The following is a 23273-nucleotide window of genomic DNA, read 5'->3' as shown; positions in this document are numbered from 1 at the left end:
CCACCGCTCAGCGGACGGTCGGGCGCAGGACATTCTCGCCAACAGGCCGCACCTTCCCTGATCCCCCCAAAGAGGGATCGGCCCATGGGGGCCGGCCCCCGCGATCTGGGAAGATGGCAGCCTCTGCATCCATCCCCCGCTCTGTGGAGGCCATCATGTCTGCCTTGGGTCCTCAGGTGCTCGTCCAGCTGTCAGACACCCACATCACCACCCCTGGCCAGTGTGTGGACGGGCGTGTGGACACCGCCGCCGCGCTGGCGCGCGCGGTGCAAACGATCCAGCGCTGGCGCCCCTCGCCAGCGGCGGTGTTGATCAGCGGCGATCTGGTCGAATCCGGCACGGCCGAGGAATATGCTCATCTGCGCGCCCTGCTGGCCCCGTTGTCGGCGCCGTTGTATGTCATTGCGGGCAATCACGACGAGCGGCAAGCCTTGCGAGCGGCTTTTCCCGAACATGCCCATCTCGGGCCGGCCCAGCGCGAGGCGTTCATCCAGTACGCGGTCGATCTGCCGGGCGCCTGGCGCTTGGTCGCGCTGGACACCGTGGTGCCGGGTGCCAGCCACGGCGCCCTGTGTAAACAGCGGCTGGCCTGGCTGCAGGCCACTTTGGAACAGGCACCCACACGACCGACGATCGTGGCCATGCACCACCCACCGTTTCGCACCCACATCGCCGCCATGGATGCCTTGGGCCTGCGGCACGGGCGCGATGCCTTCGAGGCGATCGTCCGGCGCCATCCGCAGGTCCAACGCATCGTCTGCGGTCACCTGCACCGCAGCATCCAAGCCCGCGTGGCGCACACGGTGGCGCTGACCGCGCCATCGCCAGCCCATCAGGTGGCCTTGAACCTGATGGACGATGAGCCGCTGAGTTACACCTTCGAGCCGCCTGGCCTGGCCTTGCATGTCTGGACGAGCAGCACCGATCTGGTCAGCCATGTGCTGCCCTTGGGTGAGTTCCCGGGCCCGTTCCCTTACTAGCCCAATGCGCAGGGCCGGTCGGGCTGTCCGCATCGTCGCCGCGCCGGCCCCAGACGATTTGCCTCCAGCGACGGCAGGCCGAGGATGGCTCAGAACGCGGGAATCGTGCCGTCGGCGATCAGCAAGGTCTCCAGCGCCTGATCACGGATGCCATAGAAGCGCTTGATCTCGCGAATCTGGTCCAGCACGTCGCCGACCGGCTTGGGATGGGCTCGCCGGACGGCCAGAATCATCTTGTTCTTGTTGGTGTGTTCGAGCGAGATGAACTCGAAGACCCGGGCGTCGTAGCCACAAGCCTCCAGCAGCAACGCGCGCAGCCCGTCGGTGAGCATTTCGGCCTGCTGCCCCAGGTGGACCCCATGCTGCAGGATCGGTCGCAAGGGTTGCGGGCTGAGCAGCTGCGGGCGGATTTGCTTGTGGCAGCACGGCGCACACAGGATGATCGCCGCGCCACCACGCACGGCCTGGTGGATGGCCAGATCGGTGGCCGTGTCGCAGGCATGCAGGGCGATCATCACGTCGATGGGCTCGGGCGCACGCCGGGCGATGTCGCCTTCGTCGAAGCGCAAGCCTTGCAGGCGCAGCCGCTGCACGACGCCATTGCACAACGCCACCAAGTCGCCGCGCAGCTCCACGCCCACCACATCGGCCTGGCGCTGCAGGCCGTGCAGCAGGTGGTCGTGCACGGCAAAGGTGAGATAGCCCTTGCCGGCGCCGAAGTCCAGCACCCGCACGGGTTGGCTGGCTGCGCGCGCCGCCAGCGGGGACTCGGCAAAGGCATGCGCAAAGATTTCGACGAATTTGTTGATCTGCTTCCACTTGCGGGCCATGGTCGGCACCAGGCGGTGCGCGGCATCCATCACGCCCAATTCGACCAGGAAGGGCCGCTGCGGATCGACCCAGCGATGCTTCTGGCGGTTGTGCTCGGCCGGGGCGGGCGCTTCGACGCCCGCCCCATGGAGACGGCCGCTGCGCAGGCTTGCCTTGCCCTTGCGGCTGTAGGCCAGCTGCACTTCCTGCGTGGGCGTGAACAAATGGGCATTGCGAAAGCCCTGGGCGATCCATGCGCGCAACGCACGGGCCACCTCGGTCGCCGGCAGGTTCTTGGTGATGTCGCGGGTGCGGTAGCGCCACACGAAGGACCAGTGCGGCTGGCCGCGCAGCAGCACCGGGCGGCCCGTGAGGCGTTCGAGTTCGGGCTCGGCCCCTTCGTAGCGCGCCAGCACCAGCTTGTGGGCCGTGCCCTGGGCCACTTCGGCCGCCACGCGGGCAAGGAAGCGTTCGAGGGCGTCAGTGGCAGCAGCGGTCATGGACGGACAGGGCAAGGCATGAAAAAGCCCGGCAGCAGCCGGGCTTGCAGGCGGCCGCAGCGGCGGCTCACTGAAGGTGGCTGTTGATCAGCTTGGTCATCTCGAACATCGAGACTTGGGCCTTCTTGAAGATTTCTTTGAGCTTGGCGTCGGCATTGATCATGCGCTTGTTCACCGCGTCCTGGAGCTTGTTCTTCTTGATGTAGTCCCAGACTTTCTTGGTGACTTCGGTGCGGGGCAGGGCCTTGTCGCCCACGATCGCGGCCAAAGCGCTGCTGGGGGTCATCGCCTTCATGAAGGCGGCATTGGGGGTGCGCTTGACCTTGGGCTTGGCTTCTTTTTTGGCCGCGGCCGTCTTGGCCGGGGCCGCCTTCTTCGCCGCTAGCGCCTTCTTCGCCGGCGCCGCCTTCTTCGCGGCCGGGGCCTTCTTGGCCGGCACGGCCTTCTTCGCTGCCGCCTTTTTGGCGGGAGCCTTTTTCGCAGTTGCCATTTCGAATCTCTCCATCATGAGTGGTTGATGTGCCGGGTCGGGGCGAGAACCGCATGAGCCCTCGTTCCTGCCGAACGCCTGCGTCGCGAATGGTACTGCGTGCGCATGCCCCTGAGAAGCCGTTTTCAGAGGGAAAACCGCCGCACCACCCAGTATTGATGCGGTTTTGTCGCGGCTTGGCATCACAAGGCAGGGCCAGCCCCCCTGCCCACGCTCCTGGACGGTGCAACAACGGGCTGTTACCCATCGTCGGCAGAGGCTGCCCACAATGGTTGGCCCCCTTCGTTCAACCCGTTCAGACAGGAGACAGCCATGGCCAAGAAGATCCTCATGCTCGTGGGCGATTTCGCCGAAGACTACGAAACGATGGTGCCATTCCAGGCGCTGTCGATGGTGGGCCACACGGTGCACGCCGTATGCCCGGACAAGCGCGCCGGCGATTGGGTCATGACGGCCGTCCACGATTTCGACGGCTACCAGACGTACTCGGAAAAACCGGGGCATCGCTTCACCCTCAATGCCAGCTTTTCCGAGGTCCGGGCCGAAGACTACGATGCCTTGGTGGTGCCTGGCGGTCGCGCGCCGGAGTACTTGCGCATGAACCGTGAGGTGATCGCCCTCGTGCAGCATTTCGCCAAGGCCGACAAACCCATCGCCGCCATTTGCCACGGCGCCCAGTTGCTGGCGGCCGCCGGCGTGATCCGTGGCAAGCAGGTCTCGGCCTACCCGGCGTGCGCCGCCGAAGTGGAGCTGGCCGGCGCCAGTTATGCCGCCGTCGCGGTGGACCAGGCCATCACCGACGGCCGCTTGGTGACCGCGCCAGCCTGGCCGGCGCACCCGGCTTGGCTGGCGCAGTTTTTGAAGGTGCTGGGCACACGCATCGAAGCCTGAGCTTGGCAAGGCCGCGGCACAGCGGCTATGGTTGAAGCGGACCGCGCGCCGGCGCGGCGAGGAGACACCGATGTGCGAGATCTTCATCCGCGCCAACCCCCAATCCTATGAATCGCGCACCCGCTCGGTGCGTCTGCACGGCGTGGTCACCAGCATCCGGCTGGAAAACCTGTTTTGGGACGTGCTGACCGAGATTGGCCAGCGCGACGGATTGGGCGTGACGCAGCTCATCGAAAAGCTGTATGACGAGCTGGTGGCCGCGCGCGGACGGGTGGGCAACTTCGCCTCGTTCCTGCGCGTCAGCGCGCTGCGCTACCTGGCGCTGCAGGTGCACGAACGCATCCCCAGCGATCTGTCGGTGCCCATCGCGTCGCTGGACGCGCGCCAGGTGCTCGACCGCCTGCCCGAGCGCTGGGCCGCGCCCCGGCCGCACTGACGCACCGAGTCGGCGCTCAAGGGCGCGACGGATCGAACAAGCACTCCGCGGTGATGTCCTGCAGCGTGGCGCAGCCGCACAAGGCCATCGCGATTTCGAGTTCGTCACGCAGCAGCCGCAGCAGATGCGCCACCCCATGCGCGCCGGCGGCGGCCAGCGCCCACACCTGCGGACGGCCGATGAGCACCGCCCGCGCCCCCAAAGCCAGCGCCTTGAAGACATCGGTGCCTCGGCGAATGCCGCCATCGACCAGCACCGGCACGCGGTCTTCGACGGCTTGCACGATCTGCGGCAAGACGAGCGCCGTGGGCGCTGCCGTGTCCAAGGTCCGCCCGCCATGGTTGGAGACGATGAGGCCAGCCACGCCATGGCGCAGCGCCTCGCGCGCGTCGGCCGGGTGCATCACCCCTTTGAGCAGCACCGGCAATTCGGTGGCGGCGCACAGCCAGTCCACGTCGTCCCAGGTGGGCGCGGCGTGCAGCAGGCCGTCGAACAAGGCGCTGCGGCCAGGCCCCACCGGCGGGGCCACCGCAGGCGGCCGCCCGGCCAGATGCACGGCCGACACGCCTGGCGGCAGCCGAAATTGCGCCCGCCGCTCGCGGTCGCGCGCGCCGCTGACCGGCGCATCCACCGTGAGCACCAGGGCCTCGCAGCCGGCGGCCTGCGCGCGCTGCACGAGTTCGCGCCAAAAGCCGCGGTCGGGCTGAGGGTAGAGCTGCATCCACAAGGGCCCGGCCTGCGGCTCGGCATGGACGACCTGCGCCACGACCTCCACCGCCGTGTTCGACTGCAGGCTCAGCACCATGCCTGCTTGCTGCGCCGAAGCGGCCAAGGCCGTGGCCAGCTCGCCATCCGGATGCGCCAGGCGCTGATGCGCCACCGGCGCCAGCAAGATCGGATGCGCCCAATCGCGCCCCAGCAGGCGCAAGCCCGTATGTCCGCCCGCGGTGGGGCGCAGCACGCGCGGCTGCAGCCGCAGGGCTTGCCAAGCGCCGACATTGGCCTGCACCGTGAGTTCGTCGCCGGCGCCGCCGGCCAGATAAGCCCAGGCCTGGTCGTCCAGGCGCTGGCGTGCCAGCGCCTCATAGTCGGCCGGGCTGATGGCCGGGGCGCTCATGTGTCGGCCCACATGCGCAGCAGGTTGTGATAGGTGCCGGACAGGCCCACCACCGCCGCCTCGGTGCCCGCCAGCTCGCGCAAGGCCACCAAATGGCGGTCCAGATCGAACAACAGGCGGCGCTGCTCGTCACTGCGCACCATGCTTTCGATCCAGAAGAAGCTGGCCAGACGCTCGCCACGCGTGACCGGGCTGACCGCATGCACACTGGTGCCCGGATAGATCACCGCATCGCCGGCGGGCAGCTTGACGCTGCGCGGACCGAAGGTGTCGTCGATGATGAGCTCGCCGCCGTCATACTCCTGCGGCTCGGACAAGAACACGGTGCAGCTCACGTCGGAGCGCACCCGCTGCCCCGTGGCTTGCGAATGCATCACCGCCCCATCGACATGCGCGCCATAGGCATTGGCCGCCCCACCGTAGCGGTTGAACAAGGGGTTGAAGATCTTCTTCGGCAAGGTCGCCGAGAAGAACACCGCATGCCGCTGCACCGCTTGCAACACCAGCGCCTGCAGTTGGCGCGATGCCGGGCTGTCTTGTTTGAGCTGCAGGTTGTTCTTGGCGTGCACCGCTTGGCTGCCGGCCGTGGCGCGCCCATCGATCCAAGGGCCTTCGGCCAGCCACTGGCGGGCTTGGCGGACTTCTTCGGCGCTGAGCACCTGGCGCAAATGCAAGAGCATGTGGAACGATCTCCGCAATGAAAAATGCCGCTGTGCACGGCACAGCGGCTGCGATTGTCGCGCCAAGGCCGAGATGTCGGCCCCGGGGCAGATCAAAACACGGCTTTGAGCGTGGCCTGCACCGTGCGAGGTGCGCCCGGCGCATAAAAGCCGCGGTACAGCGAGTCGGCGTACAACTTGTCGGTCGCATTGTTGACGTTGACTTTCAGCGACAGCGACTCGTTGAACGCGTACTCGGCCATCAAATCCAGCGTGGTGAAACTGGGCGCCTCGATGGTCCGGTTGCCTTCCGGACTTTGCTTGCCACGATGGTTCAACCCCGCCCCAAGGCGCAGCTGCGGCAGCACCCGGTAAGTGGTCCACACGCTGGCCATGTGCTTGGGCGTCAGGCCCGGGCGGTCGCCCTTTTGCTGCGCAATGGCACTGGTGACATTGCTCTCGTCGATGCGAGCATCCGGAATCCAGGTGTAGGACAGGAACGCATCCCACTGGGGTGTGATGCGCCCGGCCACATCCAGATCCAGGCCCGCGGCATGCCGCTTGCCCGACAGCAGCTCCTGCGTGGCCGCCGTGTCCGGGTCGGTGTTGCGCTCGTTGTATTTCTCCGAGTAGAACAAGGCCGTGCTGATCCACAACCGGTTGTCCAGCAGGTCGAACTTGCCGCCGATCTCGAAGTTGCGGCTCTTTTCCGGCGGCGTGTTGATCAGACGCTGGTTGGTGGTCGAACCCAGGTTGGCGTTGATCGCATGCTGGTACGTGTCGGCCGAAGTGTTGTACGACGTGCCGTACGACACGTGGTAGGACGACCAGTCGTTGGGCTGGAACAGCAGGCCCACGCGCGGGCTCCACAGCGACTCGTCCATCTCCGCGCGGTTGCCCGCCGTGTCGCGGAATTCGGCTTTGAATCGGTCATAGCGCAGCCCGGCCACCAGCTTGAGCGCATCGGTCAGCTCGGCCGTGTTTTGCGCGTAGGCGCTGTAGTTGCGCGCGTCGAAGCGGTTCATCGGAATCACGCGCGTATCGGCGATGCTGGCGCCGTCGTCGGGCGTGCCCACGGTGGTGTTCGGTCGCGCCCCGCCGGCAGCGTTGTTGTTGCGCTGGGCATCGTCACGGGTGAACTCCACACCGGCGATCAATTGATGGCGCATGCCCAGTGCTTCGAAGCGATTGGAGAAATCGCTTTGCAGCGTGGTGATGTCGCTGACCCCGCGGCGGCCCTTGCCGGTGCGCGTCAGCACGGTGTCGGGGCCGAGGTTCTCGGGCGTGACCGTCTGTCCATTCGGTTGGGCCGAGGCATTGGCAAACCGGATCACCGAGGCCCACAGATCCCGCTCATAGCGGCCATGCGTGAGCGTGGTTTTCAGCTCCGCATCGGCACTGAAGCGGTGGATGTGCTGCAAGGTGCCGTAGGTCGAGCCGCCTTTGTTGTAGTCGCTGTCCAGCCCGTAGTAGTTCTTCGCCGGCAGCGAGGGCTTGATCTTGCCGTTGATGTTGAACCACGGATGGTTGTACAGCGGCTTGTTGTCGTATTCCAGGTGATAGAAGCCCACCAGGAATTCGTCGGCCGTGCCGATGCCCCAGTTGTAGGTCGGGGCAATGCCCTTTTTGTCGATGCTGGCGCCCCAGTTGTCGGCCTCGTGGATCAAGGTGTTGATCCGCAAGGCGGCATCCTGGCTGGTCTTGACGTTGAAGTCGGCGCTCAGGCGATGGTTGTTGCCCGAGCCCACCGAGACATTGAGCTCGTGCCGGTTCATCAGGAAAGGTCGCTTGCTGACCTGATTGACCACCCCGCCGGTCGAGCCATGACCGAACAGCATCGAGGCCGAGCCCTTGAGCACCTCGACCCGCTCCAAATTGAAGGTGTCGCGCTCTTGCAGGCCCGGGTCGCGGCGGCCGTCGATGTAAATGTCGCCGGCTTGCAGCAAGGAAAAGCCACGCAGCCGCACGTCTTCCTCACCGGTTTCGCCGGCTTGGAAGGTCACGCCGGCGGTGGTGCGCAGCACTTCGCGGAAATCATCGAGATTGCGATCGTCCATCAAGCGCTCGGTGATCACCGTCACCGACTGCGGGATGTCACGCAGGGCCTGGTCGCCCTTGCCAATGCCCGTGCGATTGACACGCAGGCTTTGCTTGGGATCTTGTTCGACCGTGGCTTGCACCTTGACTTCGGGCAGTGCCGACGATTGCGTGGTGGCGGGCGTCGTCGTCGATTGCGCCCAAGCGCCGCCGACGGCCAGGCTGGCCATCAGTGCGGCCGCCGGGCCGACCCGCGGCACCCCGTTCGGCGCATCGGTGCAACGGTGGATCGGGCGCAAACGCGCCTTGGCGCGAGCTTTACGTGCCATGCAGTTTCTCTCCAGCGAGGGTGATGAAAGAAGACACCTCCGAACGGCGGGTCTTGGCTGGCGAGAAACGAGGCCCGATCAGGGCCTCTCGAAGCTGGCGGGGACGGCGAGTTCGGAACGAAAATTTACATAATGATAATGATTCTTATTGAGATTGACCAGCCTCGCCGACCGAGCCGCGCGCTTGGCGCACGGACGGCACCAGCCCATCCGGGCCCTCAAGAGGTCAAGAGGACTTGCGCTGCGGCAGCTTGGGTGCGGTGCGCACGCTCAGGATCATCGTGATGGCCAAGATCGCCGCCACCACCCCCAAGGAGACGAACACCGGGATCTTCACCACATCGATCAGCAGCATCTTGGTGCCGATGAAGGCCAGGATCACCGCCAAGCCATAGCTGAGCAGGTGGAACTTGGTGGCCATGGCGGCCAGCAGGAAGTACATCGCACGCAGGCCCAGGATGGCGAAGATGTTGGACGTCAGCACGATGAAGGGGTCGGTCGTGATCGCGAAGATCGCCGGGATGGAGTCCACCGCGAAGATCACGTCGATCACGCCCACCAGGGCCACGACGAGCAGCAAGGGCGTGGCGATGCGTTTGCCGTTTTCGATCGTGAAGAACTTTTCGCCGTCGAAGGTCTTCGACACGGGCATCAGGCGGCGCAGCCACTTCAGCGCGGGGTTGTCGTCCAGATTCGACTCCTGTCCCGCAGCCCACCACATCTTGATGCCGGTGATGACCAAGAAGGCACCGAAGACATACAGCAGCCAGTGGAACTGCGCCACCAGCCAGCTGCCCAGGAGGATCATCACCGTGCGCAGCACGATGGCGCCGATGATGCCGATCATCAGCACCCGCTTCTGGTAAGCCGGCGGCACCGCGAAGTAGGTGAAGATCATCAAGAACACGAAGATGTTGTCGACCGCCAGCGACTTCTCGATGAGATAGCCGGTCAAGAACTCCGTGGCCTTTTCATTGGCCACGGCCGTGCCATGGTCCTGCGCCACGGCCCACCAGAACAGGCCGTTGAAGGCGAAGCTCAACGCGACCCAGACGATGGACCAGTTCAGCGCTTCTTTCACCGACACCTCGTGCGCCCCCTGCTTGCGCAGGACCACGAAGTCGATGAACAGCGCGACGAGCACGGAAACGACAAAAAAGACCCACAGCCAAGTCGGCGCAATGGTGTTCATGAACACTCCACGAAAGGTTGGATTGCGCCGAAAGGTCTTGCGGGGCGAAGCGCCGACCTGGCGGGCGGGCTTCCTGCGGGGCCCGGGCGCATCCGGGCGGATGCGTCCGTACTGACGGGCCGTCGCCTCGGCGGGGGGCCGAGTGCTACTCCCCTTTCGACAGGCCACATTGTCGAGCCGCCCGCCCAAGCTCGGCAAGTAAACCCGTCGAGTTTTGGGGCTTTAGACCTTGGGACGGTCCGACGGACCAGACTTGGATCCTTCCCATCCCCTGCCGATGAGCCCGATGCGCACGATGGTCATTCTCGTGGACGACGCGGCCCACACGCGCGAGCACATGCCGCCTCTGCTGCAACACCCCTCGATGCAGGCGCAGCCCGTCGAGATCGTCTTGGTGGGCTGCGCGCCACGCCTGACGCACCGGGTGTCCAAGTGGGTCTCGCATGGTGCGCGCGAGCATTGGCGCCACAAGTGGGCCCACCGGCTGTTCGGGGAACTCCAACCCTGGTTGGCCGCACGCGGCCTGCGGGTGCGCTGTGTGCTGGCACGCGGGCCGCTCGATGCGTTGCTGGACAGCCTGCAGCCGGATCGGGTCGTGGACCTGCGACGGCCCAAGGCCGCCGCCCCTGCCGTGGCGCCGCCTTCGCGGTCGCGGTGGCAGCTCAGCCTGATGGCCTTGGGGCTGGGGGCCTTGATCGCATGGTCCGAAGTCTGAGCACCCGCCTCGCTCCTTGGGGTGGCCTCGGGCCGCGGCAGGCTTGCGCTATGCTGGGCGCATGATGCTCATGCTGGTGCGCTGGGGCCTGTTGGCCGCCGCGCTGATCTTCGTCGCCTATGTCTACCCCACGGTGCAAGTGGCCAGCTTTGGGGCTGCGCTGGTCGCCGCCTTGGTGCTGGGCCTGCTCAATGCCGTGGTGCGTCCGGTCCTGGTGCTACTGACCCTGCCGGTGACCCTGGTGACGCTGGGGCTGTTCCTGTTCGTGATCAATGCGCTGCTGTTCTACTTCGCGGGCTACCTGTTGGATGGCCTGACCGTGCCCCACTTCACCGCGGCCTTGGTGGGCTCGCTGATCTACAGCGTGCTCGGCCTGGTGATCGATGCGGCCTTGCAGCGGCTTTTCGGGCCCAGCCGCTGAGGCTCGCGGCCCGGCCAGAGGATCAGGCCACGCGCGTGCCGACCCAGCGCAGGAGCGTGGCGTGAAGATCGTGCATGTCGATGGGCTTGGACAGGAAGTCATTCATGCCGATGTCGCGCGCTCGCTGCTGCTCCGTCACGATGGCCGCTGCCGTGAGCGCGATGATCGGGAGGGCCTCAGGCCCATGACGGCGGCGGATTCGGGCCGTGACTTCGTAGCCGCTCATGTCGGGCATGTGCAAGTCCATCAGCACGGCGTCGAAGCGGCCGGCATCGCGTTCCAAGACCTCCAAGGCCTGGCGCCCATGCTCCGCCTGCACGACCTCGACGCCCCAGCGCTCGAGCATGCTGGCCGTGATCAGCATGTTGACCGGGTTGTCTTCCACCACCAAGACCCTGGCCCCGTGCAGCACCGATCCCTCCGGGGCCCCCAACATCTGCGGCAGGGTGTGAGGCTGCACCTCGCGCAGCGGCAGTTCCGCCCAAAACACGCTGCCGTGGCCGGGCTGGCTGTGCACCCCCACCTCGCCGCCCATCAGGCGCGCCAGTTGGCGGCAGATCGACAGACCCAGCCCGGTGCCGCCGTAGCGACGGGTGACGGAGTCATCCGCCTGGGAGAAGGGCTCGAACAAGCGCCCGTGCAAGGCCGGCTCGATCCCTGGGCCACTGTCCTCCACCTCGAAGCGCCAGCATCCCCGGGCCCCACGACGCACCCGCAACGTGATGCGGCCACGCTCGGTGAACTTCAGCGCATTGCTGAGGAAATTGTTCAGGATCTGCCGCAACCGCACCGGGTCGGCGCACACCCGTGCTGGCAAGTCCACGGGCCGCTGCAACGTGAAGTCCAGCGATTTGGCTCGCGCCAGCTCGACATGGGTGTCATGCAAGGTCTGTAGCAGTTCGTGCAGATCGAACTCGACGGACTCCAGCGTCAGACGGCCGGCCTCGATTTTGGACAGATCCAGCACATCGGAAATCACCGCCGACAGCCCGCGGGCACTCTCCATCAGGCGCTGCAAGTAATCCTCGCGCCGTGCAGGCTCGACATCGGGCTGGGCCGCCAGCTGGGCCAGCCCCAGCACGCCGTGCAAGGGCGTGCGGATCTCGTGGCTCATGTTGGCCAGAAAAGCGCTCTTGGCCCGGCTGGCCGCCTCGGCTTGCTCTTTGGCCGCGGCAAGCTCGGCAATGGCCTCGCGCTCGGTGGTGACATCTTCGACGATCCAGATCGTGTCGCGCCCATCCTGGGTGGGCGCCGGCAAGGACAGGTCCCGCAGCACGGTGGCCCGCGAGCGCGCCCAGAACGGACGGCCATCACGCCGCCACATCTGCCACTCGAAGTCCAGCGGCTGCCCCGAGACGAGGGCTTGCCGCACGGTGGCGCGCACCTGGGAGAACACCTCTTGGCTGGGCCAGATGTCGCGCACCGAGCGGCCGGTCAAAGCGCCGACCGGCCAGCCCAGCATGCGCTCGAAACGCTCGTTGACCTGGTGCATCCGCCCCTGGCGCACCAACACGATGCCCACCGAGGCGTTGTCGAAAATGGCGCGGTACTCGGCCAGCACACGCTGATGCTCGCTCATGTCGCGCGACATCACCAGCAAATAGCGTTGGCCCTCGACCTCGAAGACGCGCCCGGCGATCCGCATTGGAATCTGACGACCGTCTCTGGCGCGGTAGCACATCGGGAAATCGACCAAGCACCCTTCGCGCTCGATCTCGGCCAGGAAGCGCTGCCGCTCGGCCTGGTTGGGCAACAGGCCCAATTCGAGCACGGTGCGCCCCACGGCCTCTTCCGAGGTGTAGCCGATGATGTCCGTGAAGCGGCGGTTGACGCGCACATAGCGCCCGGTCTCGGGCTCGGTGACCGTGATGATGTCCGGACAGGCTTCGAACAAGCCCGCCAGCAACGCCTCGGACCGACGCAAGGCCGATTGGGCCTGACGCAGCGCAGTCACGTCGACGAACATCGATTCGATGGCCGGCCCGTCGGGCAGGTCCACCCGCGAGCACGTGGCTTGGACGATCACCTGCCTCCCACCGGGCTGGACGATCACCAAATCTTCCAAGGGCAGGCTCTGGCCCGGCGCCAGGTCGGCCAGCGCCTGCAGCCGCTCCAGTGCGCACGCGCGCGAAGCCTCGTCGAAGAAAGACAGCAGGTCGCAGCCCGTCAGCGCCTTGGGCTCGGGCAGGCCCATGAGGCGGGCCGCGGCCTCATTGCTGGCGACGATCTGCCGCTCCCGATGGAGGATCAGCGCCGCCGGCGAGTGCAAGAACATGGTCCGATGAGCGCGCAGCTGCGCGTGCGCTTCGCGCAGCATGCTGCGCAGGTGCCACCCCAAGGCCACGGCCAAGGCCGCCCCGCCGCCCCCCAGCGTCCAGCCCCCCAAGCCAGCGTATCGGCCTCCAAGGGCGAGGACGGCCAGCGCCAAGGCCAGAACGTTCAGAGCCGAGACACGCCAGCGCTGGTCGGCACGAGGCAAAAACGCGCTCCATTGGCGCTTCGAGGCAGGCATGGCGCGTGGGTCGATCCACAGGTGAGACAACGTCGCGCCGGATTCTAGGCGGCCGGTCGCGCCAGCGCCCTAGGCGATCACCCCAGGACAAGCCTGGCCAGCCCCAGGGGCCGGGCCCTGGCGTGAATTCCTACCGATATCTCCCACCAATGGCCGCAAAGCCCGGCTGGCGGCATGCAAGGGGCATGCCGCCCAGGGGATCGCCCCGATGCCCGGCGCTGGCGGCTTCGCCCACACTGCACGGCATCCCCGATCGATGATGGAGACTGCATGAAACGCCTCACCCGCCGCGGCCTGTGTCTGGCCGCTCTTGCGCTGGCTTGTGCGCCCGGCCTGCAGGCCCAGTCGGCCTGGCCCACCAAGCCGGTGCGCATCGTCGTCCCCTTTGCCCCGGGCGGCACCACCGACATCTTGGCGCGTGCGCTGGCCCCCGAGCTCAGCCGGGCCTTCGGACACACCTTCGTGATCGACAACAAGCCTGGCGCCGGCGGCAATCTCGGCGCCGCCGAAGTGGCCCGCGCCGCGCCCGATGGCTACACCTTCCTGATGGGCACGGTGGGCACGCACGGCATCAATGTCTCGCTGTATGACAAGCTGCCCTATGACCCGGTGCGCGACTTCGCCCCCGTGACCTTGGTGGCCGCCGTGCCCAATGTGTTGGTGATGAATCCGGCCAAGGCGGCGCAGTACAAGATCGACTCGGTGCCCGATCTGATTCGCTATGCGCGCGCCCATCCGGGCCAGCTCAACATGGCCTCCAGTGGCAACGGCACGTCCATCCATCTGTCGGGCGAGTTGTTCAAGACCATGACCGGCACCTTCATGGTGCACTTTCCCTACCGGGGCTCCGCGCCAGCCTTGACCGATTTGATCGGCGGCCAGATGGATTTGATGTTCGACAACCTGCCGTCCTCGATGCCGCACATCAAGGCCGGCAAGCTCAAGGCCCTGGCCGTGACCAGCGCGCAGCGATCCCAGGCGCTGCCCGAGGTGCCCACGATTGCCGAGGCCGGTCCGCTCAAGGGGTACGAGGCCACCTCCTGGTTCGGGCTGTTGGCCCCTGCGGGCACACCGGCCGATATCATCCACCGCCTACAGCAGGAAACCGCCCGAGCCCTGGCCAACCCGGCGATCAAAGAGCGGCTGCAGTCTCAGGGCGCCATTCCCAGTGGCAACACCCCGGCGGAGTTCGCCCGTCTGATCGATAGCGAGATCAAGAAATGGGCGGCCGTGGTCAAGGCCTCCGGAGCGAAGGTGGACTGACGAGCCCTCTCACCCCCGGGCTAGGCGGCGCTCGACGAAATCGAGCCGGTCCTGGCCCCAGAACAATTCGCCCTCGATGACATAGCTGGGCGCACCGAACACGCCTGCGGCGATGGCCTGTTGGGTGTTGGCTTCGTAGCGCTCGTGCGCCGCCTGGCTGTGGGCATCTTCGATGCGCGAGGTCGGCAAGTCGCTTTCGCGCAGCAGTGCCACGAGGACGGACTCATCGGCAATGTTGCGCTGCTCGGCCCACACGGCCCGCGTGATGGCCGCCACCAGTCGCATCGCGGCCTCGGTCCCGTCTTTCTGGTCCACGGCCACGATGAGCTTGGCCGCATCATCCCCGGCCACTGGAAAGTAGGCAGGCTCGGGATGGATGGGAATGTTCAGATACTCGCCAAACCGCTTGAGCTCCAGCAATCGATAGGCTTGGCGCTGGGGGGCCCGCTGCTTGAGCGGCACACCGCCCGAGACCGGGAAGACCTTGCCGCCGAGATCCATCGGCAGCACGCGGATCGTCGCGCCATGGCGCTTGGCCATGTCCCAAAAACGCAGATGCCCCAAATAGACATAGGGTGACTGCGGAGCGAGATAGTAATCAACGGTCAAGGGCATGGGGACACCCTCCACAGAGGCAGTTCCCGCCACTGTAAGCCAGACGCCCGGCCCGCGCCGCCGTGCCTTCGCCAGCCCCCCAAGGCCGCTCAAGATCCCGGATCTGGCGCAAGCGTCTCCTGCGCAATGGCCTCACGCAAGGCCTCGGGCAGCTGCGCGCGCAACGCCGCCAGGCGCGCCTGACGCGCCTGCGGGTCCAGCGAGGGGTCGCGTGCGACGAAAGCAGCCTCCATGAGCAGACGCCCGTGGCGCAAGTCCTGACCGAACAGGGCCTCGGCGACCTCGTCCCCAAAGTGCCGGCGCTGCACGGCCTCCATCTGCGCGAAAAAGGTCTGTGCGTCCTGCCAGCTGGCAGGAATGCCCAAGCGCTGGTACTCGGCTCGCATGTCCTTCAGATAGGCCCGGTAGCCCTGCACCAAGGCCAGGGCCTGTTGCGCATCGGCCGCCGGCAAACCGTCGCGCAGGGTCCATTCCAGCCGCTCGAGGTCTTCGGCGCTGGGCTCGTCGGACCACTGGGCCAGCAAGATCTCCAGCGCATCGCGAGTGTGTGCATCGATCAGCAACCCGCCAGCATAGCCGATTTCGAACAAGCGTGCCGCATCCACGGTCAGACCCATGAGATCGATGGGCTCACGCATGCCCGGCAGGTCCGCGGCGCTGCGTTCCGCCGCCGGCCCGCCCGCTGCCGCAGCATGGGGCGATGGCCCTGCCGGCTGCGAGGGGGCAGCCTGCCAAGGGGCCAGAACGATGGCCGCCGTCGCCCACAGTGCGGCCGCCAGCAGCCAACCGAGAGTGCGTCGAGAAATCCGCATGGGTGCATCCTGCGCCACCACCGGCTCGCCAAGCTTCAGGGATTGCCCTGAACCGGGGTGAGCCCCGGGAGACAGGACCTTCCCGCATCCTTGGGAAAACCCGTGGCAGCAAAAAAGACGGGTGTGCAATTATGGAAATGCACGGCCGTGCACTTCAAGGGGATGACCCCGAGTCGGGCCCACGCTGCGCGTGGGCTCCCGCCGTGTGCAGCACTCGTACCACAACCTTCGGAGACACCCATGAGCCCATCGACCCTCTCAACAATCCTGCTGGCCGCCTGCGCCGCGCTGGCCGCACCGGGCCTGGCCCAGGCGCAGTATCAAAAAGGCCCCGATCCCACGGCTTCGGCCTTGGAACGCAACGGGCCGTTTGCCATCCGCAGCACCTCGGTGTCGCGCACCTCGGTCAGCGGCTTCGGCGGCGGACGCCTGTACTATCCGACCGCCAGCGGCACCTACGGCGCCATCGCGGTGTCGCCCGGGTTCACCGGCACGTCCTCGACCATGACCTTCTGGGGCGAGCGCCTGGCTTCGCACGGCTTCGTCGTGCTGGTGATCGACACCATCACCTTGTACGACCAGCCCGACAGCCGCGCCCGTCAGCTCAAGGCAGCACTGGACTACCTGGCCACGCAGAACGGCCGCAGCAGCAGCCCGATCTACCGCAAGGTCGACACCAGCCGCCGCGCCGTGGCCGGCCATTCGATGGGCGGAGGCGGCTCGCTGCTGGCCGCGCGTGACAATCCCAGTTACAAAGCCGCCATCCCGATGGCACCCTGGAACACCTCGTCCACGGCCTTCCGCACGGTCAGCGTGCCCACGATGATCTTCGGCTGTCAGGACGACAGCATCGCCCCGGTGTTCAGCCATGCGATCCCGTTCTACAACGCCATTCCCAACAGCACGCGCAAGAACTATGTCGAGATCCGCAATGACGACCACTTCTGCGTGATGAACGGCGGTGGGCATGATGCCACGCTGGGCAAGCTGGGCATCTCGTGGATGAAGCGCTTCGTCGACAACGACACGCGCTACAGCCCCTTCGTCTGCGGTGCGGAATACAACCGCGTGGTCAGCAGCTACGAGGTCTCGCGTTCGTACAACAACTGTCCGTACTGAGCTTGGCTCAGTCCAGCAAAGGCCGCAAATAGCGGCCAGTGTGGCTCGCCGGGTGGCGGGCAATGTCCTCGGGCGTGCCTTGGGCCACCACGGTGCCACCACCGGCCCCGCCTTCGGGGCCCATGTCGATGATCCAGTCGGCGGTCTTGATGACATCCAGGTTGTGCTCGATCACGACGATGGTGTTGCCGTGATCGCGCAGTTGATGCAGCACGCGCAGCAGCAACCCAATGTCGTGGAAATGCAGGCCCGTGGTCGGCTCATCCAGTATGTACAGGGTGCGCCCGGTGTCGCGCTTGGACAGCTCCAACGCCAGCTTGACACGCTGGGCCTCGCCGCCAGACAGCGTGGTGGCGCTCTGGCCCAGCTTCACATACCCCAGACCCACGTCCAGCAGGGTCTTGAGCTTGCGCGCGATCGCCGGCACGGCGCTGAAGAAGTCATAGGCGTCTTCGACCGTGAGGTCCAGCACCTCGGTGATGTTCTTGCCCTTGTAGAGCACTTCCAGCGTCTCGCGGTTGTAGCGCCGACCGTGGCACACATCGCAGGGCACGTACACATCGGGCAGGAAGTGCATTTCCACCTTGATCACCCCATCGCCCTGGCAGGCCTCGCACCGCCCGCCAGGCACGTTGAAGGAAAACCGCCCCGGCCCATAACCGCGCTCGCGGGCCGTGGGCACCTCGGCGAAGAGTTCGCGAATCGGGGTGAACAAGCCGGTGTAGGTGGCAGGGTTGGATCGCGGGGTGCGTCCGATGGGGGACTGGTCGACGTTGATGACCTTGTCGAAGACCTCCAGACCTTCGATCTCGTCGTGCGGCGCAGGCTCGAGATGGCTCTGGTAGAGCTTGCGCGCCACGGCGGCATAGAGGGTGTCATTGACCAGCGTGGACTTGCCCGAGCCGGACACCCCGGTGACGCAGGTGAACAAGCCCACCGGAATCTCGACCGTGACGCCGCGCAAATTGTTGCCGCGGGCATTGACGATCTTCAGCACCTGGGGGACGGCGCTGTCGGCCAGCTTTCGGCGGCGCGCCGGCACGGCGATTTTGAGCTTGCGTGCCAAGTATTGGCCGGTGAGCGATGCCTCGCAGGCGGCCACCTCCTCGGGCGTGCCTTGCGCGACGACGCGCCCGCCGTGCACACCGGCGCCTGGCCCCATGTCCACCACGTGATCGGCGGCGCGAATCATGTCTTCGTCGTGTTCGACCACCAGCACCGAATTGCCCAGATCGCGCAGGTGCTTGAGCGTGGCAATGAGGCGGTCGTTGTCGCGCTGGTGCAAGCCGATGCTGGGCTCATCGAGCACGTACATCACGCCGGTGAGGCCCGAGCCAATCTGGCTGGCCAAGCGGATGCGCTGCGCCTCGCCACCGCTGAGGGTCTCGGCGCTGCGGTCCAGGCTCAGGTAGTCCAGCCCCACGTCGTTGAGGAAACGCAAGCGCGAGCGGATCTCGCGGATCACTTTGTCGGCGATCTCGGCCTTGGCGCCTTGGAGCTGCAAGCCGTCGAAATAGCCCAGCGCCTCGGCCAGCGTGGCGCGCGAGATTTCGTAGATGGCCATCCCCTGACCGCCGCGCGCATCGACCAGCCGCACGTGCCGGGCCTCGCGACGCAAGCGCGTGCCTTGGCACGCCGGACAGGGCTTGTTGCTTTGGTAGCTGGCCAGCTCCTCGCGCACGGCCACCGAATCGGTCTGGCGCCAGCGGCGCTCGAAATTGGGAATGATGCCCTCGAAGGGATGCGATCGCTTGACGCTGCGCTTGCGCCCGCCGCGGCCTTCGGCCTCGTAGACGAACTCGATGGCTTCCTCCCCGGAGCCATACAGGATCACGCGACGGACCGCTTCGGGCAATTCCTCGAACGGCGTCTCCAGATCGAAACCGTAATGCCGCGCCAGGCTTTCGAGCATGGAGAAGGTGTAGGGATTGCGACGGTCCCAGCCCTTGATGGCGCCGCTGGCCAGACTCAGCGAAGGGAAGGCCACCACGCGCTGCGGGTCGAAGACCGTGACTTCGCCCAGCCCGTCGCAGCTGGGGCAGGCGCCCACCGGTGAATTGAAGGAGAACAGGCGCGGTTCCAGTTCGGGCAGCGAGTAGCTGCACACCGGGCAGGCGAACTTGCTGGAAAACAGGTGCTCGACGCCCGTGTCCATCTCCAGCGCGATCGCGCGGCCATCGGCAATGCGCAAGGCCGCCTCGAAGCTCTCGGCCAAGCGCTGCTGCAGCCCGGGCTTGATTTTCAAGCGATCGACGACCACGTCGATGTCGTGCTTTTCGGTTTTCTTCAGCTTGGGCAGTTCGGCCGCCTCGTAGATCACGCCGGGCTGAGCGCCCGAGCCGATGCGAAAGCGCACGAAGCCTTGGGCCTGCATGTCTTGCAAGAGCTCGACGAACTCGCCTTTGCGCTCGCGCACCACGGGCGCGAGGATCATCAGCCGCGTCTGCTCCGGCAGCGACAGCACGGCATCGACCATCTGACTGACGCTTTGGGCTTGCAGCGGCAGTTCATGATCCGGACAGAAGGGCGTGCCGGCTCGGGCATAGAGCAAGCGCAGGTAATCGTGGATCTCGGTGACGGTGCCTACCGTGGAACGCGGATTGTGGCTGGTGGCCTTCTGCTCGATGCTGATGGCCGGGCTCAGGCCCTCGATCACATCGACGTCGGGCTTGTCCATGAGCTGCAGGAATTGCCGCGCGTAGGCCGAGAGGCTCTCCACGTAGCGGCGCTGTCCCTCGGCGTACAAGGTGTCGAACGCCAGCGAAGACTTGCCCGAGCCCGACAGCCCCGTGATCACCACGAGCTGCTGCCGCGGCAAGTCCAGGTCGATGTTTTTGAGGTTGTGGGTGCGCGCGCCGCGCACGCGGATCATGGGGGCATCGGCCGACGGGGCAGAAGCAACGGGCGCTCGCTCGGACATGGATCGCTGCAGGCAGGAAAAACCGTTCATCATAGTGCGACAAGCCCTCGAGGGTGAGCAGGCCCCATGGCCACGCAGCGGCTCATGGCGCTAGGATGCGCTCATGGCTCATCCCGAACGAATGTCACCCCGCCGCTGGCCGGCCACGCTGGCCGGCCTGGCGCTGGCCGTGCTGGGCGGCTGCGGCGGGGGCATTTACTTGGGATGGGAGCACGGCTGGATCGGTTGGCAGGAGGACTGGGATCGTCACCCCCCGGCTGTCTCGCTGGTGGTCTCGCCCACCAGCGCCCCGGCCGGCGCCACCATCACCCTGTCGGCAGCCGCCAGCGACGACCAGGGCATCGAGGAAGTGATCTTCTATCGCCGCAGCAGCAGCGGCGGCAGCGTGCTCTTGGGCAGCGTGGGGCGCAGCCCCTACACCTGGAGCACCGTGCTGCCTTCGGATGCCAGTGGCTCGGTGGGCTATTTCGCGCAGGCCGTCGATGTGGTCGGGCGCCGCACCGACAGCGCCACCGTCAGCGTCACCCTCCTGCCCTGAGCGGGCCGGCTTCGATCAGCTTGACCAGGGTCCACAACGCCCGGTTGACCGGCGTGGGCACGCCGTGCCGCTGGCCATGGCGCACCACCAGGCCATTGAGGTGATCGATTTCGGTGGGTTTGCCGCGCGCGAGGTCTTGCGCGGTGGAGGAATACTGGGCCGGCATGGTGCCGGCCAAGGCACGCACCGCTTCATGCATGTCGCCGGGCACCCTCACGCCTTCGGCACGAGCCACGGCCAGGCATTCGTCCACCACGTCGCGCATCACCTCGGCCACGCCCGGGCCCTGCACCAAACGACCATAGGGCTGCCGAGCCAGGGCCGACAGGGCGTTGTAGGCGCAATTGAGGATGAGCTTGGCCCACAGTGCGCCGATCACGTCATCTGACACCTGCACCGGCACCCCGGCCCGGCCAAAAGCCTCGACCAGGCGGTCGCTGCGCGGGCTGGGGCCGATCACCAGCTCGCCGCGCCCATGATGGCGCACATGACCGGGGCCGGCCATTTCGGCGGCGACATAGACCACCGCCGGCAGCACCTCCTGCGCGAGCACGGCACGCAGCCGCTGGGCATTGTCCACCCCGTTTTGCAGGCTGAGCACCAGGGCATCGGCGCGCAGATGGGGCTGCATCGCGCGCGCGGCCGCCTCGGTGTCCGAAGATTTCACGCAGCACAGCACCACGTCGGCCCGGCCGACGGATGCGGCCTCGGTGTCCGCATGCACCTGCACCGTCTCATCGAAGTGCGTGGTGTGCAACCGCAGCCCAGCGGCCCGGATGGCCTGCACATGCGCCGCTCGGCCGATGAGCACCACCTCGTGGCCTGCGCGCGCCAGCATGCCCCCGTAGTAACAGCCCACGGCGCCAGCCCCCATGACCGCCCATTTCATGGCGTCTTCCTCATGGCGTCCTCCTCATGGCGTCCTGCGCATCGTTTCGTCAAAGCCCTCGCATCGGGGCCGGAGGCGTCGGCCTCCAAGACCCGCGCAGGCCGCCGAGCGCGCCCGCCAGCGGCCACCGGCACGCCCCGATGATCGCATCGAACGAGCGGGCTCAGCGCTTGGCGCCCGTGGCATGCGCCACGTACAGCGCCAACGCCTCGATTTGCGTGGGACTGAGCGTTTGCTCGTATGACGGCATCACGCCGATGCCGTTGCGCACGGCCTTGGCCACGCGCTCGGCATCCGGACGCAGTTCGTCCAACGAGGGGCCCACGGCGCCTTGTGCGCCGGCATCGGCCAAGGTGTGGCAGACGGCGCAGGCCGGGGTGGCGCCCCGCAAGAACAGCTGCTTGCCCAGGGCCAGCCGCTCGGCCTCATTGGCCTGGGCGGCCGCCAGGCCGAGCGTCGAGGCCAAGGCCACCGCAGCGGCCCGGCACCCGCGCCAGACTCGAGAAGAAGCGAATTCGCGCATCGTGGGAACGGGGCAGGTCTTCGTAACGCACACCGTGCGCCGCACGGTGTGCCTGGATGCACCGCAGCGAGGCCGAAGCCTCGCGCGCAGCGTGGCTTCAGGCCACGGTGATGGTCACCGCATGGTCGGCCCAGCTGTTGTTGTTGTAGCCGCTCTGGTTCTCCACGCGCTGCTCAGGCTGGACATTGCCTTTGACATCGGTGGCCCGGCTGGCCAGGGTGTAGGTGCCGGGCTTGAGGTCGGCAGCGAACACGAATTGGCGCCAGGCGTATTTGCCCAGATCGGGGCCCACCAGGCGCGCGGCCTGCCAAGTCTTGCCCCCATCGATGGACACCTCCACACCCTTGAGCGCTTCGATGCCGCCAAAAGCCACACCGTGAATCTGCACCCGGCCGGCCTTGAGCGGCCCTTGCTCGGGCAGCGGGCCGTTGATCCAGGATTTCACGCTCATGGTCAGTACCGATTCATGCTCGGGGCTGCCTTTGGTGCCCACGGGGCTGAGGCGGTAGCGGTTGGCCATGATGCCGGCCGTGGTCTCGCGCGGCGTGAAGGCCACGTTCTTCACATACTTGATGTTGTTGACACCGGTGTAGCCCGGCACGATCAGGCGCAACGGGCCGCCATGCGCCAACGAGATCGGCGCGCCGTTGAGCTCCCAGGCCAGCAGCGCGTCGTCCAAGGCGGCGATCGGCACCGAGCGCTCGACCTTCACCGTATTCGGATCCACGCCCTCGGGGATCTTCTCGCCGCCGGTGCCGGTGATGTAGCGGGCCCCATCGACCAGGCCGCCCAGGGCCTGCACCACGTTCTTCAGCGGCACGCCACTCCAGACCACGCAGCCGGCCGCCCCCACCGTCCAGGGCGTGCCGCTGGGCTTGTGCGGGAAGAAACCACGGCCGTTGCCCGAGCATTGCAGCACCATCGCCACGGTCTCGATGCCCAGGGTCTTCAATTCGGCCAGGGTGAGCTCGCGCGGATTCTTCACCCCTTGGAAGGCCACCGTCCAAGCGTCTCGATCGTCCAGGATCGAGGGGTCCGGCGCCGGCAGGTTGTTGCGAACGAAAAGCTGCTCGCTGGGCGTGATCACGCTGGTGCCAAACGCACTGCGCTTGGTCTCCAACGTGTTGCTGCTGTGCACGATCAGCGCCGAAGCGCTCTTCCAGTTCGCATACGTCGGCAGCGGCTTGGCCGCTGCCGCGGTTTCAGCCACGGCCCCGCGGGTCCAGGTGGCCAAACCCACGCCGGCCAACGCACTGGCACTGCCCACGAGCAAGTGGCGGCGCGGCAGCGAGGTCGGAGTCTCTTGCATGGTCTGTCTCTCCTGATGCATCGATAGATCAGCCCCTTGCCAGCCCACGCCGGCAAGAAGCCACCGCGAAGTGTGACAAGAGCTTATGACGCTGGCGGTAAATGTTGCGCCTTGTTACACACTCGGCGCGCCAAAACTGCACCCGGCTCATGGGTTTGCGGCACCGCAGCACGAGCGCGCCATCGCCCGTGCCGCG

Annotated in this window: 21 protein-coding genes; 8 read left to right on the top strand and 13 right to left on the bottom strand. The window is 66.6% G+C overall.

The annotated features are described in order from the left end of the window. Nucleotides 1–155 precede the first annotated feature (155 nt). The gene (locus tag CTA01S_RS11100; RefSeq protein WP_062195594.1) at nucleotides 156–980 is read left to right on the top strand and encodes a phosphodiesterase; all 825 of its coding nucleotides are present in this window, start codon (nucleotides 156–158) and stop codon (nucleotides 978–980) included. Nucleotides 981–1069: 89 nt separating this feature from the next. Here the strand turns inward: CTA01S_RS11100 and CTA01S_RS11095 are convergent, their stop codons facing one another. Together CTA01S_RS11095 and CTA01S_RS11090 are read right to left on the bottom strand one after the other, a co-directional pair. Continuing rightward, on the bottom strand, nucleotides 1070–2290 hold the full coding sequence (locus CTA01S_RS11095; RefSeq protein ID WP_019560436.1) for a class I SAM-dependent methyltransferase: 1221 nt from the start codon (nucleotides 2288–2290) through the stop codon (nucleotides 1070–1072). 67 nt (nucleotides 2291–2357) lie between these two features. Beyond that, nucleotides 2358–2780 (bottom strand): SWIB/MDM2 domain-containing protein, encoded by a 423-nt coding sequence (locus CTA01S_RS11090; RefSeq protein ID WP_019560437.1) that lies wholly within the window; start codon nucleotides 2778–2780, stop codon nucleotides 2358–2360. A 312-nt stretch (nucleotides 2781–3092) separates the two neighbouring features. Between CTA01S_RS11090 and CTA01S_RS11085 the strand changes: the two genes are divergently transcribed. Then, complete coding sequence (locus CTA01S_RS11085) at nucleotides 3093–3671, top strand: DJ-1/PfpI family protein (protein ID WP_062195562.1); 579 nt, start codon at nucleotides 3093–3095, stop codon at nucleotides 3669–3671. 70 nt (nucleotides 3672–3741) lie between these two features. Continuing rightward, a complete protein-coding gene (locus CTA01S_RS11080; protein ID WP_019560439.1) occupies nucleotides 3742–4107 on the top strand; it encodes a ribbon-helix-helix domain-containing protein in 366 nt (121 codons plus the stop codon). A 16-nt stretch (nucleotides 4108–4123) separates the two neighbouring features. On the opposite strand, the gene CTA01S_RS11075 is transcribed toward CTA01S_RS11080, so the two are convergent. The 4 genes from CTA01S_RS11075 to CTA01S_RS11060 all read right to left on the bottom strand — a co-directional run bounded on the left by CTA01S_RS11075 (nucleotide 4124) and on the right by CTA01S_RS11060 (nucleotide 9441). Then, entirely contained in the window at nucleotides 4124–5224 is a 1101-nt protein-coding gene (locus CTA01S_RS11075) for an alpha-hydroxy acid oxidase (protein WP_062195560.1), read from the bottom strand. Beyond that, complete coding sequence (locus tag CTA01S_RS11070; protein WP_019560441.1) at nucleotides 5221–5904, bottom strand: Fe2+-dependent dioxygenase; 684 nt, start codon at nucleotides 5902–5904, stop codon at nucleotides 5221–5223. The genes CTA01S_RS11075 and CTA01S_RS11070 overlap by 4 nt, the downstream gene beginning before the upstream one ends. 92 nt (nucleotides 5905–5996) lie before the next feature. Then, on the bottom strand, nucleotides 5997–8249 hold the full coding sequence (locus CTA01S_RS11065) for a TonB-dependent receptor (protein WP_062195557.1): 2253 nt from the start codon (nucleotides 8247–8249) through the stop codon (nucleotides 5997–5999). A 226-nt stretch (nucleotides 8250–8475) separates the two neighbouring features. Then, nucleotides 8476–9441, bottom strand: a complete 966-nt coding sequence (locus CTA01S_RS11060; protein WP_062195554.1) for a TerC family protein — start codon at nucleotides 9439–9441, stop codon at nucleotides 8476–8478. A gap of 253 nt (nucleotides 9442–9694) precedes the next feature. Here CTA01S_RS11060 and CTA01S_RS11055 point away from each other — a divergent pair, with 253 nt between their 5' ends. Both CTA01S_RS11055 and CTA01S_RS11050 read left to right on the top strand, forming a co-directional pair. After that, nucleotides 9695–10156 carry a hypothetical protein gene (locus tag CTA01S_RS11055; RefSeq protein WP_232301051.1) on the top strand — a complete coding sequence of 154 codons (462 nt, stop codon included), beginning with the start codon at nucleotides 9695–9697 and terminating at the stop codon, nucleotides 10154–10156. A gap of 64 nt (nucleotides 10157–10220) precedes the next feature. Beyond that, nucleotides 10221–10577, top strand: a complete 357-nt coding sequence (locus CTA01S_RS11050) for a phage holin family protein (protein WP_026330101.1) — start codon at nucleotides 10221–10223, stop codon at nucleotides 10575–10577. Between the two features lie 22 nt (nucleotides 10578–10599). Here CTA01S_RS11050 and CTA01S_RS11045 read toward each other — a convergent pair whose 3' ends face one another. After that, nucleotides 10600–13089 (bottom strand): PAS domain S-box protein, encoded by a 2490-nt coding sequence (locus CTA01S_RS11045; RefSeq protein WP_062195552.1) that lies wholly within the window; start codon nucleotides 13087–13089, stop codon nucleotides 10600–10602. A gap of 270 nt (nucleotides 13090–13359) precedes the next feature. Here CTA01S_RS11045 and CTA01S_RS11040 point away from each other — a divergent pair, with 270 nt between their 5' ends. Beyond that, nucleotides 13360–14352: a tripartite tricarboxylate transporter substrate binding protein gene (locus CTA01S_RS11040; RefSeq protein ID WP_019560447.1), complete on the top strand. Its 993-nt coding sequence runs from the start codon at nucleotides 13360–13362 to the stop codon at nucleotides 14350–14352. A gap of 9 nt (nucleotides 14353–14361) precedes the next feature. Here the strand turns inward: CTA01S_RS11040 and CTA01S_RS11035 are convergent, their stop codons facing one another. Both CTA01S_RS11035 and CTA01S_RS11030 read right to left on the bottom strand, forming a co-directional pair. Next, entirely contained in the window at nucleotides 14362–14967 is a 606-nt protein-coding gene (locus tag CTA01S_RS11035) for a 2-hydroxychromene-2-carboxylate isomerase (protein WP_062195549.1), read from the bottom strand. Between the two features lie 89 nt (nucleotides 14968–15056). Further along, nucleotides 15057–15779, bottom strand: a complete 723-nt coding sequence (locus CTA01S_RS11030; protein WP_062195546.1) for a lipase secretion chaperone — start codon at nucleotides 15777–15779, stop codon at nucleotides 15057–15059. Nucleotides 15780–16019: 240 nt separating this feature from the next. Between CTA01S_RS11030 and CTA01S_RS11025 the strand changes: the two genes are divergently transcribed. Next, nucleotides 16020–16898 carry an alpha/beta hydrolase family protein gene (locus tag CTA01S_RS11025; RefSeq protein ID WP_062195544.1) on the top strand — a complete coding sequence of 293 codons (879 nt, stop codon included), beginning with the start codon at nucleotides 16020–16022 and terminating at the stop codon, nucleotides 16896–16898. A 7-nt stretch (nucleotides 16899–16905) separates the two neighbouring features. Here the strand turns inward: CTA01S_RS11025 and uvrA are convergent, their stop codons facing one another. Beyond that, nucleotides 16906–19818, bottom strand: a complete 2913-nt coding sequence (gene uvrA, locus CTA01S_RS11020; RefSeq protein WP_084362399.1) for an excinuclease ABC subunit UvrA — start codon at nucleotides 19816–19818, stop codon at nucleotides 16906–16908. A 103-nt stretch (nucleotides 19819–19921) separates the two neighbouring features. On the opposite strand from uvrA, the gene CTA01S_RS11015 reads away from it, so the two are divergent. Further along, entirely contained in the window at nucleotides 19922–20356 is a 435-nt protein-coding gene (locus CTA01S_RS11015; protein ID WP_019560452.1) for an Ig-like domain-containing protein, read from the top strand. Here the strand turns inward: CTA01S_RS11015 and CTA01S_RS11010 are convergent. From CTA01S_RS11010 to sorT, 3 genes are all read right to left on the bottom strand, one after another. Beyond that, on the bottom strand, nucleotides 20340–21245 hold the full coding sequence (locus tag CTA01S_RS11010; protein ID WP_062195536.1) for a 2-dehydropantoate 2-reductase: 906 nt from the start codon (nucleotides 21243–21245) through the stop codon (nucleotides 20340–20342). The genes CTA01S_RS11015 and CTA01S_RS11010 overlap by 17 nt on opposite strands. A 163-nt stretch (nucleotides 21246–21408) precedes the next feature. Beyond that, nucleotides 21409–21768, bottom strand: a complete 360-nt coding sequence (gene sorU, locus CTA01S_RS11005; protein WP_062195534.1) for a SorU family sulfite dehydrogenase c-type cytochrome subunit — start codon at nucleotides 21766–21768, stop codon at nucleotides 21409–21411. Between the two features lie 97 nt (nucleotides 21769–21865). Continuing rightward, complete coding sequence (sorT, locus tag CTA01S_RS11000) at nucleotides 21866–23077, bottom strand: SorT family sulfite dehydrogenase catalytic subunit (RefSeq protein WP_062195531.1); 1212 nt, start codon at nucleotides 23075–23077, stop codon at nucleotides 21866–21868. Between the last annotated feature and the right edge of the window lie 196 nt (nucleotides 23078–23273).

It is taken from the genome of Caldimonas taiwanensis NBRC 104434, assembly GCF_001592165.1.
GTDB lineage: Bacteria > Pseudomonadota > Gammaproteobacteria > Burkholderiales > Burkholderiaceae_C > Caldimonas > Caldimonas manganoxidans.
Note: the sequence above shows the minus strand (reverse complement) of the source record. Positions and strands in the feature narration are given on the sequence as shown.

Coding starts and splice junctions, on each gene's coding strand:
- CTA01S_RS11075 (WP_062195560.1), bottom strand. CDS start 5,224: ATGAGCGCCCCGGCCATCAGCCCGGCCGACTATGAGGCGCTGGCACGC.
- CTA01S_RS11080 (WP_019560439.1), top strand. CDS start 3,742: ATGTGCGAGATCTTCATCCGCGCCAACCCCCAATCCTATGAATCGCGC.
- CTA01S_RS11010 (WP_062195536.1), bottom strand. CDS start 21,245: ATGAAATGGGCGGTCATGGGGGCTGGCGCCGTGGGCTGTTACTACGGG.
- CTA01S_RS11050 (WP_026330101.1), top strand. CDS start 10,221: ATGCTCATGCTGGTGCGCTGGGGCCTGTTGGCCGCCGCGCTGATCTTC.
- CTA01S_RS11095 (WP_019560436.1), bottom strand. CDS start 2,290: ATGACCGCTGCTGCCACTGACGCCCTCGAACGCTTCCTTGCCCGCGTG.
- uvrA (WP_084362399.1), bottom strand. CDS start 19,818: ATGTCCGAGCGAGCGCCCGTTGCTTCTGCCCCGTCGGCCGATGCCCCC.
- CTA01S_RS11065 (WP_062195557.1), bottom strand. CDS start 8,249: ATGGCACGTAAAGCTCGCGCCAAGGCGCGTTTGCGCCCGATCCACCGT.
- CTA01S_RS11090 (WP_019560437.1), bottom strand. CDS start 2,780: ATGGCAACTGCGAAAAAGGCTCCCGCCAAAAAGGCGGCAGCGAAGAAG.
- CTA01S_RS11060 (WP_062195554.1), bottom strand. CDS start 9,441: ATGAACACCATTGCGCCGACTTGGCTGTGGGTCTTTTTTGTCGTTTCC.
- CTA01S_RS11035 (WP_062195549.1), bottom strand. CDS start 14,967: ATGCCCTTGACCGTTGATTACTATCTCGCTCCGCAGTCACCCTATGTC.
- CTA01S_RS11025 (WP_062195544.1), top strand. CDS start 16,020: ATGAGCCCATCGACCCTCTCAACAATCCTGCTGGCCGCCTGCGCCGCG.
- CTA01S_RS11030 (WP_062195546.1), bottom strand. CDS start 15,779: ATGCGGATTTCTCGACGCACTCTCGGTTGGCTGCTGGCGGCCGCACTG.
- CTA01S_RS11045 (WP_062195552.1), bottom strand. CDS start 13,089: ATGCCTGCCTCGAAGCGCCAATGGAGCGCGTTTTTGCCTCGTGCCGAC.
- sorT (WP_062195531.1), bottom strand. CDS start 23,077: ATGCAAGAGACTCCGACCTCGCTGCCGCGCCGCCACTTGCTCGTGGGC.
- CTA01S_RS11015 (WP_019560452.1), top strand. CDS start 19,922: ATGGCTCATCCCGAACGAATGTCACCCCGCCGCTGGCCGGCCACGCTG.
- sorU (WP_062195534.1), bottom strand. CDS start 21,768: ATGCGCGAATTCGCTTCTTCTCGAGTCTGGCGCGGGTGCCGGGCCGCT.
- CTA01S_RS11040 (WP_019560447.1), top strand. CDS start 13,360: ATGAAACGCCTCACCCGCCGCGGCCTGTGTCTGGCCGCTCTTGCGCTG.
- CTA01S_RS11100 (WP_062195594.1), top strand. CDS start 156: ATGTCTGCCTTGGGTCCTCAGGTGCTCGTCCAGCTGTCAGACACCCAC.
- CTA01S_RS11085 (WP_062195562.1), top strand. CDS start 3,093: ATGGCCAAGAAGATCCTCATGCTCGTGGGCGATTTCGCCGAAGACTAC.
- CTA01S_RS11070 (WP_019560441.1), bottom strand. CDS start 5,904: ATGCTCTTGCATTTGCGCCAGGTGCTCAGCGCCGAAGAAGTCCGCCAA.